Source organism: Thermostichus sp. OS-CIW-33 (assembly GCF_054059615.1).
Genome location: NZ_JBSSCH010000007.1, coordinates 131,478 through 146,090, shown reverse-complemented (window position 1 = coordinate 146,090; position 14,613 = coordinate 131,478). Strand labels below are relative to the sequence as shown.

At 58.5% G+C, this 14,613-nt stretch carries 15 protein-coding genes; 5 read left to right on the top strand and 10 right to left on the bottom strand.

Going from position 1 to position 14,613, the window contains the following annotated elements; all coding sequences use genetic code 11:
• Positions 1 to 95: 95 nt before the first annotated feature.
• Together ACVWZG_RS07380 and ACVWZG_RS07375 are read right to left on the bottom strand one after the other, a co-directional pair.
• Positions 96 to 1,406, bottom strand: coding sequence for a homoserine dehydrogenase (locus tag ACVWZG_RS07380; protein ID WP_011433040.1), 1,311 nt, complete (start codon positions 1,404 to 1,406; stop codon positions 96 to 98).
• 218 nt (positions 1,407 to 1,624) lie between these two features.
• Complete coding sequence (locus tag ACVWZG_RS07375) at positions 1,625 to 2,416, bottom strand: GvpL/GvpF family gas vesicle protein (protein ID WP_457415318.1); 792 nt, start codon at positions 2,414 to 2,416, stop codon at positions 1,625 to 1,627.
• Positions 2,417 to 2,664: 248 nt separating this feature from the next.
• Between ACVWZG_RS07375 and ACVWZG_RS07370 the strand changes: the two genes are divergently transcribed.
• Positions 2,665 to 3,282 (top strand): DUF3318 domain-containing protein, encoded by a 618-nt coding sequence (locus ACVWZG_RS07370; protein WP_457415316.1) that lies wholly within the window; start codon positions 2,665 to 2,667, stop codon positions 3,280 to 3,282.
• Here the strand turns inward: ACVWZG_RS07370 and surE are convergent.
• Entirely contained in the window at positions 3,214 to 3,996 is a 783-nt protein-coding gene (surE, locus tag ACVWZG_RS07365; protein ID WP_457415314.1) for a 5'/3'-nucleotidase SurE, read from the bottom strand. The two genes, ACVWZG_RS07370 and surE, sit on opposite strands and share 69 nt — an antisense overlap.
• Before the next feature lie 175 nt (positions 3,997 to 4,171).
• On the opposite strand from surE, the gene gap reads away from it, so the two are divergent.
• Positions 4,172 to 5,188 carry a type I glyceraldehyde-3-phosphate dehydrogenase gene (gene gap / locus ACVWZG_RS07360; RefSeq protein ID WP_457395030.1) on the top strand — a complete coding sequence of 339 codons (1,017 nt, stop codon included), beginning with the start codon at positions 4,172 to 4,174 and terminating at the stop codon, positions 5,186 to 5,188.
• A gap of 59 nt (positions 5,189 to 5,247) precedes the next feature.
• On the opposite strand, the gene ACVWZG_RS07355 is transcribed toward gap, so the two are convergent.
• The 5 genes from ACVWZG_RS07355 to dpsA form a co-directional block, all read right to left on the bottom strand.
• Positions 5,248 to 6,534, bottom strand: coding sequence for an AmpG family muropeptide MFS transporter (locus ACVWZG_RS07355; protein ID WP_457397119.1), 1,287 nt, complete (start codon positions 6,532 to 6,534; stop codon positions 5,248 to 5,250).
• A 312-nt stretch (positions 6,535 to 6,846) separates the two neighbouring features.
• Positions 6,847 to 7,821, bottom strand: coding sequence for a Gfo/Idh/MocA family protein (locus ACVWZG_RS07350; RefSeq protein ID WP_011433046.1), 975 nt, complete (start codon positions 7,819 to 7,821; stop codon positions 6,847 to 6,849).
• A gap of 303 nt (positions 7,822 to 8,124) precedes the next feature.
• Positions 8,125 to 8,784, bottom strand: a complete 660-nt coding sequence (locus ACVWZG_RS07345) for a (2Fe-2S) ferredoxin domain-containing protein (protein WP_457406098.1) — start codon at positions 8,782 to 8,784, stop codon at positions 8,125 to 8,127.
• The gene (locus ACVWZG_RS07340; protein ID WP_414328987.1) at positions 8,768 to 9,046 is read right to left on the bottom strand and encodes an Asr1405/Asl0597 family protein; all 279 of its coding nucleotides are present in this window, start codon (positions 9,044 to 9,046) and stop codon (positions 8,768 to 8,770) included. The genes ACVWZG_RS07345 and ACVWZG_RS07340 overlap by 17 nt, the downstream gene beginning before the upstream one ends.
• Positions 9,047 to 9,169: 123 nt before the next feature.
• Positions 9,170 to 9,721: a DNA starvation/stress protection protein DpsA gene (gene dpsA, locus ACVWZG_RS07335; protein WP_457406101.1), complete on the bottom strand. Its 552-nt coding sequence runs from the start codon at positions 9,719 to 9,721 to the stop codon at positions 9,170 to 9,172.
• Between the two features lie 287 nt (positions 9,722 to 10,008).
• Between dpsA and ACVWZG_RS07330 the strand changes: the two genes are divergently transcribed.
• Positions 10,009 to 11,271: a YcjF family protein gene (locus ACVWZG_RS07330; protein ID WP_457396359.1), complete on the top strand. Its 1,263-nt coding sequence runs from the start codon at positions 10,009 to 10,011 to the stop codon at positions 11,269 to 11,271.
• Here the strand turns inward: ACVWZG_RS07330 and ACVWZG_RS07325 are convergent.
• Positions 11,263 to 12,267 (bottom strand): glycosyltransferase family 2 protein, encoded by a 1,005-nt coding sequence (locus tag ACVWZG_RS07325; protein ID WP_414349686.1) that lies wholly within the window; start codon positions 12,265 to 12,267, stop codon positions 11,263 to 11,265. The two genes, ACVWZG_RS07330 and ACVWZG_RS07325, sit on opposite strands and share 9 nt — an antisense overlap.
• A 47-nt stretch (positions 12,268 to 12,314) precedes the next feature.
• Positions 12,315 to 13,205 (bottom strand): Hsp33 family molecular chaperone HslO, encoded by an 891-nt coding sequence (hslO, locus tag ACVWZG_RS07320; protein ID WP_414328989.1) that lies wholly within the window; start codon positions 13,203 to 13,205, stop codon positions 12,315 to 12,317.
• A gap of 351 nt (positions 13,206 to 13,556) precedes the next feature.
• On the opposite strand from hslO, the gene ACVWZG_RS07315 reads away from it, so the two are divergent.
• Complete coding sequence (locus ACVWZG_RS07315; RefSeq protein ID WP_011433053.1) at positions 13,557 to 14,042, top strand: globin family protein; 486 nt, start codon at positions 13,557 to 13,559, stop codon at positions 14,040 to 14,042.
• 63 nt (positions 14,043 to 14,105) lie between these two features.
• Positions 14,106 to 14,591 carry an allophycocyanin subunit beta gene (apcB, locus tag ACVWZG_RS07310; protein WP_011433054.1) on the top strand — a complete coding sequence of 162 codons (486 nt, stop codon included), beginning with the start codon at positions 14,106 to 14,108 and terminating at the stop codon, positions 14,589 to 14,591.
• Positions 14,592 to 14,613: the final 22 nt, after the last annotated feature.

The following is a 14,613-nucleotide window of genomic DNA, read 5'->3' as shown; positions in this document are numbered from 1 at the left end:
CAATCCTCAAGAGTCAAACAATTATGCTCTGAGCCGCTCCCCGTCCCACCAGCGCGTTCGCGTCAGCGGTGCGGAGCATTTTGGATCTATAGCAGCTAGCGCAGCACCCGAAATAGGCTGGGGATCCCGGCTACCTGGGGCAGTTGTTGGATCTCGGCCAGCGCCTGCCGGCAATCGGCCTCGCGGACGGTGTGGGTGAGGATGACGATCTCCGCCTGCTCTTGGTGACATTCCTTTTGGGTAATGCTCTCCAGGCTAACCCGGTGGCGGCCAAAGCAGGTGCCAATCGCCCCCATTACCCCCGGCTGATCCTGGGCCAACACCCGCACGTAAAACTCCGACTCCAATTCCGAGAGAGGGATCAAAGAGGCGGCAGCGGGGAAGCAGGAGAATCCCCACAGCGGATTGGGGGCATCAGCCCCCGTTTGCCGGTGGGCAATCAGGGTCAGCAGATCGCCAACAACGGCACTGGCAGTCGGCCCCCGCCCCGCCCCCGGCCCCGACAGCACCACCTGCCCCAAAGGATCCCCCTGCACCAAAACGGCATTGTCCACACCGTTGATGTTGGCCAAGGGGTGGGTAGAGGGCAGAAGGGTGGGGTGAACCCGGATATCCAAAGCCATCTTCGCTGCCTCCCCGCCAGAGTTGGCCCTTTGGGCGATGGCCAAGAGCTTGAAGGTGTAGCCCCACTCGCGGGCATAGCGAATGTCGGTGGGGCTGATGCCGCGGATCCCTTCGCAGGGGATGGCTTCCCGCTTCACAGACACCCCGAAAGCAAGGCTGGCCAAAATGGCGATCTTGTCGGCGGCATCCCACCCTTCCACATCGGCGCTGGGATCCGCTTCGGCGTAGCCGTGGGCCTGGGCCAGGGCCAGGGCTTCCTCAAATGAGCTGGCCGCCTGGGTCATCTGGCTGAGGATGAAGTTGGTGGTGCCGTTCACAATGCCCCAGACCGCCTGGATGTGGCTGGCCTGCAGGGACTGTTGCAAGGGCTGCAGAATCGGGATCCCGCCCCCGACTGCCGCTTCCAAGAGCACCGAGACTTTGGCTTGGGCTGCCGCCTGAAAGATCTCCTCCCCGTGGCGGGCGATCACCGCTTTGTTGGCTGTGATCACCGGTTTGCCGTGGTCAAGGGCTTTTAAGATCAAGGTGCGGGCCGGCTCCAAGCCCCCCATCAGCTCGATGACCACGTCGATTTCCGGATCCGACACGATTTGCTCCAGATTGGTGGTCAGGCGCTCAGGTGGGATCCGCACTTGCCGTGGCTTGTCCAAAGAGCGCACCCCCACCGCCGCAATCTCAACCGACTGCAAGAGAGGATGCCGGGGTTGCTGCAGAATTTGCACAACACCCGTGCCAACCGTGCCCAGCCCCAATAGCCCAACTCGTTCGCGGTAGCGGCGCATAGCGCTTTAGACCACAACTCTTCCTTTTGCCTGCTGTTCCCGTTAGCGGGACGGAGTCCTTTGCCCTGTGAGGGCTCCGCCTCGCCAATGCAAACAGGAAGCGGACGGGATCCCCTCACCATTATCACGCTTGGATCCACGCTCTGCTAACGCGACCATGATCCGCATGCAGAGCACTTTGTTCGCGCTAGCGGGACGGCGTCCTTAGTTGGGATCTATCACTTGTCCGCCAGAGAATCCCGCAAGGCACGGACAAAGTGATAGGGGGGCAAAGGGGCGCTCCAATCCAGTTGCCAATGGGGGTGCTGATCCAGCCAGGTTTGGGTGAGCTGAGCGGCGGCTTCCCACTCGGCAGAGGTGAGCAAAAAGTAAAGCCGCAAGGCTTCTCCTGGCTGGGGATCCACCCTTTGCACAGGCCAGGTGGAAGGCCAAAGCTGCTGTAGGGCTTGCTGCTCCTGCTCTTGCTGCTCTTGGGCCTGTCGTTGCTGGAGATAAGCTTGCTTGCGGGCCAACAGATAGGCTGTTCCGCTCAGGGAGGACTGTGGCTCCGGTTGGGGCTGAGGTCGAACCCTTCCTTTGAGACAATACTCGGCCCGCCCCCCAATGGCTGCGAGGGCTTGTTCGTACTCCGTCTGCCGGGACAGCAGATGGGATCCCAGCTTTTCTGCTGAGAGGAAGCAGGTGCCGAAGCGCAGGGGCAGCACCGGCATCTGGGCGAACAGTCGGCAGATCACCTGGTCGTGGCGCAGGGCAGAACGCACCAACACCTCATCCGAGACTTGCAGCGACTCCGGATCCGGCATCGGCTCCACAGCAGCGGCAATTCGGCTGCCTGTCGGGGAGAACACCTGCACCGACCGATGGATCCCCTCGGTTTGCCGGATGAAGGGCAAAAGTTCTGGAGCTGGCTGCGGGAAGAAGGCGTAGGTGTAAAGGGGGCTGTTGATACTCTGCTCATTCCCGTCAGCAGTACGGAGCACTTGGGGTTCTGGCTGAGCTGGGAAGGTCATGGTCTCGGATTTAAGACGAGTAGGTAAGACGGGTAGGCTCGCCTTCCCAGTCTACGCAACCTAGGATTGGGATCTTTGAAACCTACAGGGTTCCACCTATAGAGTTCCACGGCCAGAGTTCCACGGCCAGCCTGGAGATGCGATAGACTAACCTCGCATCGGTTCTGCACAGGCTGGGGTGTCTGGGGCCGGAACAGGGCCTGTTTTTAGGCGGGCTCCCCACCCCAACCCCCCCAACAGGTGAGGCCATGACCAGCCGCCCAGATTTCCAACTCTTCGAAAAAGAAGAAACCGAACGGTTGCGGGATCTGCTCCCCGCTTCTTTCCGACCCTTGATCACCATTGTTCCCCACTTCGGGGGCGAAGCCCTGCTCATCTCCCGCCGCAAAGCCCCTTGGCAGCCCCAGGGCACAATTGCCATCGATTTTCGCCGTTGGCAAGGGATCCCTCAGCCGCAGCGGGATCTGTTGTTTCTGCGGGAGGTGGGATGGCTGGGCAACCGCAATTGGTTGCAGCCGGGGTTTTACCAATCGCTGGCCTTGATGGGGGGCATCACCACCGTGGCGGAGCTCTCTTTGCAGCACCCCTTTTCCGCTCTGTTGGCAGGTGGCATTACGGCTCTCTCCGTCCGGCAGATCTGGCAAAACCTGAACCGGGAGAGCGCCCATTTCGACGCCGATGAATTTGCCCTGCGCCGTGCTCAGTTTCGCGGCTACACCCGACAGGAGGCCGCTCAACACCTGGCAGATGCCATAGAACAGGTTCTGAAGCTGGATCCCACCGATATCCTGACGGCGCTACGGCTGCAACGGCTGAGAACCATTGCCCGCAACCTGGCTTCTACCCCCCCCAGCGGAAACGCCTGAGGCCAGTTGCACTTGGGTGATGGCCACCCGACCGGAGAAGCAGATGTCGGTATCGGTTTGGGGATCCCGAGCGCGCTCCGCATAGCGGCCCCGATAGCGAAACCACAGCGACTCTGCCCCATTTCCCTCGGCTTCCACTGCATAATCGAGCGGCAGGGGTTGGGTGCAGAGGGGACAATAAACCCGCTCCGGCAGAGGGGATCCGGCGGGCAAGTGAGGCAGGTTCACATTCCAAAACGCCCCCCTGGGCAGGGATTGTTCCATCAGCTCCGCCAAGATTTCCCGCGTCCACCGCTGGGCTTGCTCCCAGTCGATGGGTTGGCCCCCTGCTCGGTATTGGGAAATGGCAATTCCCGGGATCCCGCGCATCGCTGCTTCCCGTACCGCCGCCACCGTTCCCGACAGATACACATCCGATCCAAGATTTCCCCCCTCGTTGATACCGGAAAGCACCCAATCCACCGCTGGGGCCAGCTTGAATAGGGCCACCCGCACACAGTCGGCAGGGGATCCCTCGACAGCAAAGGTGCGCTCGCCGCGGGCCAAGGCTCGAAAAGGTCGCCCCGTCGTCACCTGGTGGCTGCAGCCGGAAATCTGCTGGTGGGGGGCCACAATCCAACAGTGTTCTTCCGGGATGAGAGAGTTGAGGGCCAACTTGAGGTTGGCCAGCCCGGCAGCCTCGATGCCGTCATCGTTGGTCAGCAATACCTTCATTCCTACTTTTCCCTTCTGCCGGCAACTTCTTGGGTGAGTCCCAGTGGCAAATCTGGAGATCTTGGGTGCAAAAGCGATGGGGATCCCGTTCTTCTTTTACCCTATCCCTAGGGGGGCAGCGTCTCCCATGCCGCGTCCCCTGATCCATCGTATAAACTGATACCGGAGGATTGCGATGACCACACGGGTAGCCATTAACGGATTTGGTCGCATTGGGCGGGCCTTCCTGCGGGTGCTGCTGTCTCAGCCAGCTCCAGAGCTGGAGGTGGTGGCAGTCAATGACCTGACCGAACCCGACAACTTGGCCTACCTGCTCCAGTTCGACTCGGCCTATGGGCGCCTGCCCCAAACCGTGAGCGCGGTGAACGGACATCTGCAAATCGGCAGCCACCTGAAAGTCCGGGTTTTGGCAGAGCGGGATCCGGCACAACTGCCCTGGAAAGATCTGGGGGTTGACCTGGTGGTGGAATCGACCGGCTTGTTCACCAAACGAGAGGGGGCGGCCAAACACCTGGAGGCCGGGGCCAAAAAGGTGATCATCTCTGCTCCTGCCAAAGGCCCCGACTTGACGGTGGTGATGGGGGTCAACGACGACCAATACGACCCAGAGCGGCATCACATCGTCTCCAATGCTTCCTGCACCACCAACTGCTTGGCGCCGCTGGCCAAGGTTTTGTTGGATCGCTTCGGCATCGAGACCGGCTTTCTCACCACTTGCCATGCCTATACCGCCACTCAGGCAATTGTGGATCGCCCGGATCCCAAAGATTATCGGCGGGGCCGCTCAGCAGCAGTGTCGATCGTGCCTTCCACCACCGGGGCCGCCACGGCAGTGGCCGAGGTTTTGCCCGCCCTGAGAGGGAAGATGGATGGCCTGGCGCTGCGGGTGCCCACCTTGACCGGCTCGATTGTGGACTTTGTGGTGCGTACCGAGCAGCCCATCACCAAAGAAGCCGTCAACCAAGCCTTTATCGAGGCTGCAGAAGGCCCGCTGCGCGGCATCCTGGCCATTGCTCCGCCAGAGATCGTATCGGCGGATATTGTCGGGGATCCCCACTCTTCCATTGTGGATTTGGGATCCACCATGACCTTAGGGGATCGCACGGTGAAGGTGCTCTCCTGGTATGACAACGAGTACGGCTATGCGGCGCGGCTGGTGGATCTGGCGGCCAAAATCGGGGCTGCGCTGTAGGCGGCCATCCTTGTTGCGTTCAAGGCAAGGCTATTAGAACCGGATTTGCGGTGGGGCAGTTACGGTTCAGATGCGGTTGTGGCCGGGGTTGCAGTCGATGAAGGGGGGCCAAGCCACAGTAGGATCACCATCGCCGGAGCAGCTGTCATCGCTGTAATCAAATAAAACAAAGGCCAATTGACTGCAGCCGCCAAATAGCCCGACACGGCCCCGGCCAAGGTTCCCCCCACGGCAAATACACTGGTGAGCAAAGCATACTGGGTGGCACTAAATTGCCGATCGCAAAGGCTCATCAAAAAAGCCAGAAAAGCAGCCGTGCCCATGCCCCCGGCCATGTTGTCGAAAACGGTTGCCCCCAGCAGCAGCGGATAGTTTTGCCCCACCAACCCAATCGCTCCCAGGCCCAAATTGCCGATCCCTTGCAAGGCTGCGAAAATGAACAGACAGCGGTAGGTGCCGATGCGGCTGACCCACTCCCCCCCCACAAAAGCCCCCGCCAAGGTGGCCAACAAGCCTATCCAACTGCGGATAATGCCCAGATCGCTGGTGCTAAACCCCGTCTGCAACAAAAATGTAGGGGTCATTTGCCCTGCCAAGCTGTCCGGCAACTTGAAGCAGACCACAAACAGCAGGATCGCCCAGGCCAAGCGGTGCCGCCAAAAAGATTGAAACGGCTCGATGATGGCCGACCGCAAAGAGGTAGGCTTGAGGGCGCTGTTTTCCGGCTCAGGGGCCAAAAACGAGGTAATCAACCCGATCAACATCAGCAGCGCCATGATCCCGTACACCTGCCACCAGGGCAAATAGTCCGCCAAGATCAAGCTCACGCCACTGCTGACCAGCAGCGCGATGCGGTAGCCGAATACAAAAATCGCTACCCCTGCCCCCATCTCCCGCTCTGCCAAGATATCGGTACGGTAGGCATCCACCGCGATGTCCTGAGAGGCGCTCAAAAAAGCCACCAGCAACCCCACCAGAAAGATCGGGCGGGTGAAAACCGTGATTCCCGGCCAAGTCTGGGCCAGCTCTTCCCATCCCAGAGCTTCCAGCCAGGTTTGGGTCGGATCCTGAAAACCCAGTAGCCCTATGCTGAGCAGCAACAGCACTTGGGTCAGGGCCATCCACCCCCGCCGCCGACTGCCCCGCAGGGATCCCGGTGCCGGCAACAGAAATCGATCCAGAACAGGCGACCACAAGAACTTAAAGGAGTAGGGCAAATTGAGCAGGTTAAACAAGCCGATGGCAATGGTGGTCAAGCCCGCTTGGGTCAGCCAAGCATTCAAGGTGGTGTTGATCAGCAGCAGCGGCAAACCCGAAGAAAACCCCAACAGCAGCAGAACGCCCATCTTAGAGCTGCCGTAGACGCCCAACATCCGCCTCAAGACGCTTGCCCCCGCCTCAATCATGACTAGCCCTCCCCGCCATCCTGTCTATTTTCAGGGATCCCTGTATTGCCAGTATGGTCATTTCAATTAAACTAGGGCACTGCACCCACACCTAAAACTCTGAGTGCAGCAGGCTATAGGGCTTTTCAAGGACTCCGTCCCGCTGGCGCGATCAGCAGCCCAGGCGTCTCACCTTAACCTGAAATGACCATAACATCCCAGTGAAACTCCCCATTGCGTAGCTCCCCTCTCTCAAGGGGAGAGGGACTTCCCTTAGGGCCAATCCTGAACGCAAACCACCTGCTGGGTTTGGGCAGATCGCTCGGCTGCCTCGGCCACCGCCAGGGCGTGGAGCATGTTTTCAGTATGGATATAGAGGGGTCTGCCGTGGCGCAGGTGATCCAGCACCATGCGGGTGTCTTGCTCGAACAGGCCGTGGCGGGATCCCGTCTCTAGAGGGTGGGCGCTGCCGGGCCGCAGCAACGTTGCCTCTTCGCCGTTGATCAATAGGCCCCCCCGTTGACCGTGGAACTCCAGTAGCCGCTGCGAGCACCACAGGGAATCCCCCTTGCCATAGGTCAACACCGCCAGCAACCCACTGGCAAAACTCAGCTGGGCTGTGCAGTAGCAACTGCTGTAGCGGTGGGGCAGATCCGGCCCGTCGTAGCGCAGTTGGCAGCTCACCCGTTCTACCCTGCCCAACAAGTCCACCAAGCGGTGGATGCGAGAAACGGCCCCCATGAGGGGGAAGCCAAACAACTCAGGCCGATAGGTCCAGCGATCGGGGGCGGGGTGGGTGGCGGTGAGAGTGATGTAGCGAACGGCAAACAGCTTGCCCAACCCTTCCAGCTCTTGTTTCAGCAACCGGTGAACGCCGCTAATTAGCTCGATGTGTTCGACGTGCAGCAGCACTTGCCGCTCGGCTGCCAATTGCACCAAGGAACGCGCTTCGGCAGCGCTGAGGGCGAGGGGATATTCCACGACGGTGTGGATCCCTGCCTCCAGAGCAGCACGGGCAATGGCGGCATGATCCCGATTGATGGTGCTGACAAAAACCAGATCCAGCCGCTGCTCGCCCAACAGAGAAGACCAGTCCGAATAGGCGACGGCCCCCAACTCGGCGGCAAAAGCATCGCTCCGGTCGGGAGCTCGACCGGCAACAGCGACAATCTGCACTTGCCCATCTTTGCGCAAGGCCTCGGCCCGTGAGCGAGCTGCGTAGCCGGTGCCGATGATCCCCACCCGCAAGGTTTGTTCCCTCCCCTAGCCTGCCTCTGTCTGTAGCATCACACAGGAGGGATCCCTTCCACCAGCTGGCAATCGGGATCTCGCTCTCCCCAGGTCTACTGCTGCACCCTTTGCACCATTCATTTCCGATTGCAGCAACCTGTGTGATTGTGTTGGCTCTCCTCTCCCGGGGGGCAAGGGCAGTCAATTGCAGCCCACCACCGGGAAAAAGAAAGGAATCTGTCTCAAACCAACCCAAAGCGGCTCCTCTGCAGAAGGAAAATCACTCGTGCCCGCCCCACAGAGCCGTTCGCCGATGGAGGGTCAGCGTGGGCATTGGGAAGAAGCCGCTGTCTCAACCTGCTGTACCCGCGACGCAATGGCAAAATGCCGCTCCAACAGATCCGGGATCCCCTGGGGGGAAACGCCGCTATAACGGGCTTTGTCGGGCATAAACACCACATGGGGGCCCCGTTTGCAATCTTTCATGCAGCCCACCCCCTGCACGCAAATCGAACCAGAGTAGGCGGCCAAGTGGGCGTTCAGGGCTTGCATCACCGCTCCGGCCCCACGCCGATAACAGTCGGATTTCTGGCAGACCAGCACCTTACCTTTGATGTCTGTACCTTTGATATCTCCTTTGATATCTGTGATGTTTGGAGCAACCGGTTCGGAAGCTGCCTCAGCCCCAGAAGCCGAAGACAAACCCCCCGCCCTCTCTCCGAGGGGAACCACCCGGTAAAGCACCCACTTCTCTCGCCCTTTGTGCGGATCCACCTCCCGCTCCCCACAGATCTGCACGGTGTCTCCAGGTTTGAGGGTGCGGTAGAGGGCAGAGCGCAGAGACTTGGGGATCTTGCCGGAAAAAACGTCCGCTCCGGCTTGCCAACGCAGGTACTTGAGCTTGCCGTCTTTATCGGGAAGAAATCCCAAAAACCGGCCTTCCGACTCAAACGGGATTCCTTGCTTAGGGAACTTGCTCATCTTGACCCCCAGCCTCTGTGTTGAGCTGCCAACAAGCCTCTAGGCCATCCAATAGCTCCTGTCGTCGCGCTGTGTGCTGACGGATCACGCTGCGCACCTGTAGAACAGCCAATGGAGTACTCACCTCCACCCGCAGACGACCATCTCCTGTACAAATCGCCGGGATCCCCAATTCCATCAGCCGCCGACCAACGCGCCAGCGCTCGCCCAGAGGAATGTTCAAGAGATAGCCGCGCTCAGAGTCCAGAAAGACGGGGTTCATGGCCGGGATCAGCACCTCAGAGTAAAGAATAGTGAAGAGATGAAACAAATTCTCAATAGCCTTTCAAAAAAAAGCCAGAGGCCGGAAGCTAGGCAGGCTCAAGCCCACCTGTAGACCCTCTGGCTAGACTCTGCCGTTCATCAAGCCGAACACCAGGCTGTCGTTGGCCAGGAAGTGATGGAGATGGAAGGCGCGATCCTCTGTTTTCAACAGGATTTGCTCGTAGAGGTAGCGGGTGGCCCGATCCCCAAGGCTCTCCGCCTGGGCTGCCTGTCGCCGCAGCAGATCGATGATGGCCTGCTCTGCCGCCAGGTCGTTCATCAACATTTGCCGCGCCTCAAAAGCTCCATCCGGCTCAGGGGTAAAGCAGCAAAGCTGGGCCAAGGTGGCAAAGCTGGCTACCGGCACACCTCCCAGACCTTCCAGGCGCTCTCCCAAGTCGTGGACATGCTCCCTCACCTGCTCGTAATGATCTTTGAAAAGCTGGTGCAGCGGATAAAACTCGGTGCCCTCCACCACGAAGTGATGCTTTTGGTACTGCAAATACAGCCCCTGGAAGCTGGCCAGCAGGGCGTTCATCCCCTCGCAAACCGGCTGGGTTACCTCGGTGCCAAGCAAGACAGGATTGTCGCGCACGCTGTTGAAAGACTGGCGCAGGGTTGAAGTTTCGGACATAAAATTCTCCAGCACAAGTTAAGAGGAGCTGCGAATCCTAAACTGCCCGCCATAGCGGGCCTGGGATCCTTGGGTGTTTATCTCCAAATCTAGCATAGTGCAGAAAATGGCTCTTGTGAATAACTCTCAATAAGCCCGTTGTTGCAGATCCCTTTGGAGTGGGATCAGGGCGCAGACAGATTGGCTCTTGGCTAGGTCAGTCTCCGGTATCGGAAGAAACTTGGCAGTAGGATCCGCCCTGAACTACCTTTGTGGGGCTATCGGCCTTAGGGGAAGAAGCAAGAAGCATGTCTCAGAAAAGCCCATCCTTCTTAGAGAAACTGACTGACCTAACCCGCCAAATTGTTGACCGTGCCCGAGGCATCCCAGAAGCTTCTGAATCTCTCGAGAAGCCAGAAGCCTTTAAGTCTTTCTGGAATTCGGTGTCTCAGATACTACAGAAGGACCTCCTAGAGGCGCAGACAGAGTTGGGCCACTGCAACATCCTGGTCATTGGCAAAAGCGGGGTGGGCAAGAGCACCTTGGTCAATGCAGTGTTTAGAGATGAGCTGGCCCGTACCGGTGTTGGCAGCCCCGTCACCCGCCACATTCGTCAGTATTCCAAGCCAGGTTGCCCAATCACCATCTACGATACACCTGGCATGGAACTAGACGGTGAACAGAATCAGCAAGTTCGCCTGGAGGTTTCCCAGCTTATCGAGGAGCTGCGCTTTAAGGATCCTGAACATCACATCCATCTTGTTTGGTACTGCCTCCACCACGAACTGAAGCGGTTGGAGGAAGTTGAACGCAAATGGCTAAAGGAGTTGGAACTCAAAGACGTTCCCGTCATCTTGGTCTTAACCCAATGCTTGGAATATCCCAATCCTGAAGAGAGCGAGTTTTTCCGGTATTTGCAGCATCAAAATTTGCCTGTCCGCTACATTGTTCCCGTTTTGGCCCGCAACAAGGCAATTAACCGGCAAATTACCATTCCTGCCCACGGGCTGGAGCACCTAATTGGCTGCACGCTAGAGCTTTTGCCGGAAGTGGCTCGCCTTGCCTTTATCCGCCAGCAATTGCTGCGGGTGGATCTCAAAGCCGAGGCTGCCTTTAAGTACGTATCAGGCTATGTGGCCAGTGCAGCGTTTATCGGGGCAGTGCCCCTTCCCTTTGCAGATGCCCCTCTGTTGGTTACAGCCCAAGCAGGCATGATTGCCAATATCAGCTTTATTTTTGGCTTCGAGGCTTCCCCTTCTTTTTACTACTCTTTGATAGCCGCTTTGGCAGGCACTACAATTACAACAGCAATCGGGCGAACGATTGTGTCCAACTTGCTGAAGATGATTCCCGGCCCGGGGATTGTAGGCAGCGCTATCCAATCCACTACGGCAGCCACCCTCACTCTCTCTCTGGGCCTGGCCTATATCGAGCTGATGAAGGCCATCGCCCGCGCCAAAATCCAAGGGATCCAGCTATCTCCAGAAGAGATGAAAGATATCTTTATACGCGAGTACCAAAGTTATGTTGCCTCGGGATCCAAAACTCTGAAAGATGACTTTTCATCCTAGCTTTTGCGTAGGTACTGAATCTAGGGCAGGGGAAGGTCGTGGGGTCTCAAACCCAAAGGTGCCATCGACCAGGTAGAGGGGGCGGCCTTTCACTTCTTCAAAAACGCGGCCTAAATACTCGCCAATCACGCCCAAGCTGATCAGCTGGATCCCGCCCAAAAACAAGATCATCACCGCTAAAGAGGCATAGCCAGGTACATCGGAGCCAAAGAGCAAGGTGCGGATGATGAGAAAAAGGCCATACAAAAAGGCTGGAACCGAGATCGCCAACCCTATGTAGCTCCACACCCGCAACGGCCAAGAGCTAAAAGAGGTGATGCCTTCTATGGCTAGGTTCCACAGCCGCCAGTAGTTCCACTGGGTTTTGCCGCGAAAGCGGGGGGCGCGATCGTAAAAAATGGCCGTTTGCCGGTAGCCCACCCAGGCAAAGATCCCTTTCATAAAGCGGGTGCGCTCTCGCAGCTGTTTAACTGCCTCCACCACCTGCCGATCCAGCAGTCGAAAATCCCCCGTATTGCGCGGGATCCGCACCTGGCTGAGTTGATCAATCAACCAATAGAAGCCGTTGGCTGTAAAGCGTTTTAGCCAGCTCTCCCCGCGGCGGCTGCGGCGCACCGCATAAACCACCTGATAGCCCTGCCGCCACTGCTGCAGCATCTCCGGGATCAGCTCCGGCGGATCTTGCAAGTCGGCATCGATGGGAACAACAGCTCGACCAGAGGCGTGATCGAGGCCGGCAGTAAGGGCGATCTCCTTGCCATAGCAACGGGAAAGGTTCACCACTTTGATACGGGGATCCCGACGATGGAAGGCAATGAGCTTTTCCAGCGTGTTGTCTTGGCTGCCATCGTTGACGCAGATAATCTCGTAGGGGATCCCCAGCGGCTCCAAGGTAAGTTGCAGGCGTTCGAACAGGTGTTCCAGGTTGTCCGCCTCATTTTTGCAGGGGACAACAACCGATAATTCAACCAACTCAACCGGGGGCTCAGACAACATCGAGAGGTGTCAGAATCGGGATCCCGTAGTTGGCCATCATTGTGCCATCAGGGGGTGGCCGACATCTCCGCCACAATCGAGCGCAGCTCGTCTTCCGAGATGCGGTAGACCTCGTTGCAGAATTGGCAAACCGCTTCTGCCCCCTTGTCGGTGTGGATCATATCGAGCAACTCGTCCCGCCCCAGCATGCGCAGAGCCCCCTTCACCCGGTCGGAATTGCACTTGCAGTAGAAGCGGATGGTGCGCATTTCCGGCGCAATTTTCAGATCCAAGTCGCCCAGGCAGATTTGCAACAGCTCCCGCAAGCCGCCGCCACCAGCCAACATCGGGCTAAATTCTTCCACTTTGGCCAAACGGGCTTCCATCTCTGGGATCAAACTGGCCGGCGCCCCTGGCATCAGCTGCAACAACACTCCGCCGGCGGCGCGTACCCGCTGTGAGTCGAGATTTACTCCCAGAAGGACTGCCGAGGGAATCTGCTCTGAGGAGGAGAGGTAGTAGGTGATGTCGTCTCCCACCTCTCCCGAAACCAGCTCCACCGCGCTGGTGTAAGGCTGGCCATACCCCAGATCCCGCAGCACATGGAGGTAGCCATAGCGCCCAACGGCTTGGCCCACATCCAACTTGCTCTCGGCAGTGAGAGGAAGCTCAATGGCGGGGTTGCTCACATACCCGCGTACCGTGCCATCCAAGCCGGCATCCACCCAGATGTTGCCCAAGGGGCCATTCCCTTTCAGTTGCAGGTTAATCCGCGCCTGGCGTCGCTTCAAGTTGGCCGCCAGCAACAGGGCTGCGCTCATGGCCCGCCCCAAGGCCACTGTCGCCACATAGGAGAGCTTGTGCCGCTCCCTTGCCTCTTGTACCGCCTGGGTGGCCACCAAGCCCACCACTCGGATTTTGCCTTCTGCCGCCGTGGCCCGGATGAGGTGATCCGGCAGAGATGAGGGCGTACCCTCAGAAATACCTTTCGCTCGCTTCAATCGTTCTGACCCAGAGGCATCCGTCATCGCAACCTCAACGCATGTCTTAAACCAAGCCTGCAGGGATCCCCTGGCGACTCAGCCTTCATTCTAAGTGAGTCTAAGTGAGATTGTAGCCCCTCTCTTGCCGGACTTTGGGGAGGGAACTGCCCTGTCGGGCCTGTCGGGGCGGGAATGGGACTGTCCCTTTTCTGGGAGAGATTTTAAGAAGTGTGAAGATCTGAGATGGCAGACGGCAAGCATATCGGAAAATAACTTGCGGGTATGCTCGTCATACTCTTTAAAAAATCGACTTGAGGATGGATATCCATGAGTGTTGTTACGAAATCGATTGTGAACGCGGACGCGGAGGCCCGCTACCTCAGCCCGGGGGAACTGGATCGGATCAAGTCCTTTGTCACCTCGGGCGAGAAGCGGTTGCGCATTGCTCAAGTCTTAACCGAGTCTCGTGAGCGCATCGTCAAACAAGCTGCCGACCAGCTCTTCCAGAAGCGCCCTGACATTGTCTCTCCGGGGGGCAATGCCTACGGGGAAGAGATGACGGCGACTTGCCTGCGGGATATGGACTACTACCTGCGCCTGATCACTTACGGCATCATTGCCGGCGATGTCACCCCGATTGAAGAGATCGGCCTGGTGGGTGTCCGCGAGATGTACAACTCTTTGGGCACACCCATTCCGGCGGTGGCCGAGAGCATTCGTCAAATGAAGCAGGTGGCCATGGGTCTGCTCTCTCCTGACGATGCGGCTGAAGCCGGCTACTACTTCGACTTTGTGGTGGGGGCAATGAGCTAATCCCTCATTGTTTTTGCCGCACAACCCTTTGCTGTTCGTCGATTTGGATTTAGGAAGCTCATCATGCAAGACGCAATTACTGCTGTAATCAACAGCTACGATGTTCAAGGCAAGTATCTGGACAGCTCGGCCATGGAGAAGTTGAAAGCCTTCTTCGCCACAGGCGAGCTGCGGGTGCGGGCGGCTGCCACCATCGCGGCCAATGCCTCCACCATCGTCAAGGATGCTGCTGCCAAGGCGTTGCTGTACTCTGATCTCACCCGTCCTGGCGGCAACATGTACACCACCCGTCGCTATGCTGCCTGCATCCGCGACATGGACTACTACCTGCGCTACGCCACCTACGCCATGCTGGCCGGGGATCCCTCCATTCTGGACGAGCGGGTGCTGAACGGGCTCAAGGAGACCTACAATTCCCTGGGAGTACCCATTGGGGCAACCATCCAGGCCATCCAAGCCATGAAAGAGGTAACTGCCGCTCTGGTGGGTGCTGAGGCCGGCAAGGAAATGGGGGTGTACTTCGATTACATCTGCTCTGGCCTGAGCTAACTCCCGGCGTCATTGCCTCAGG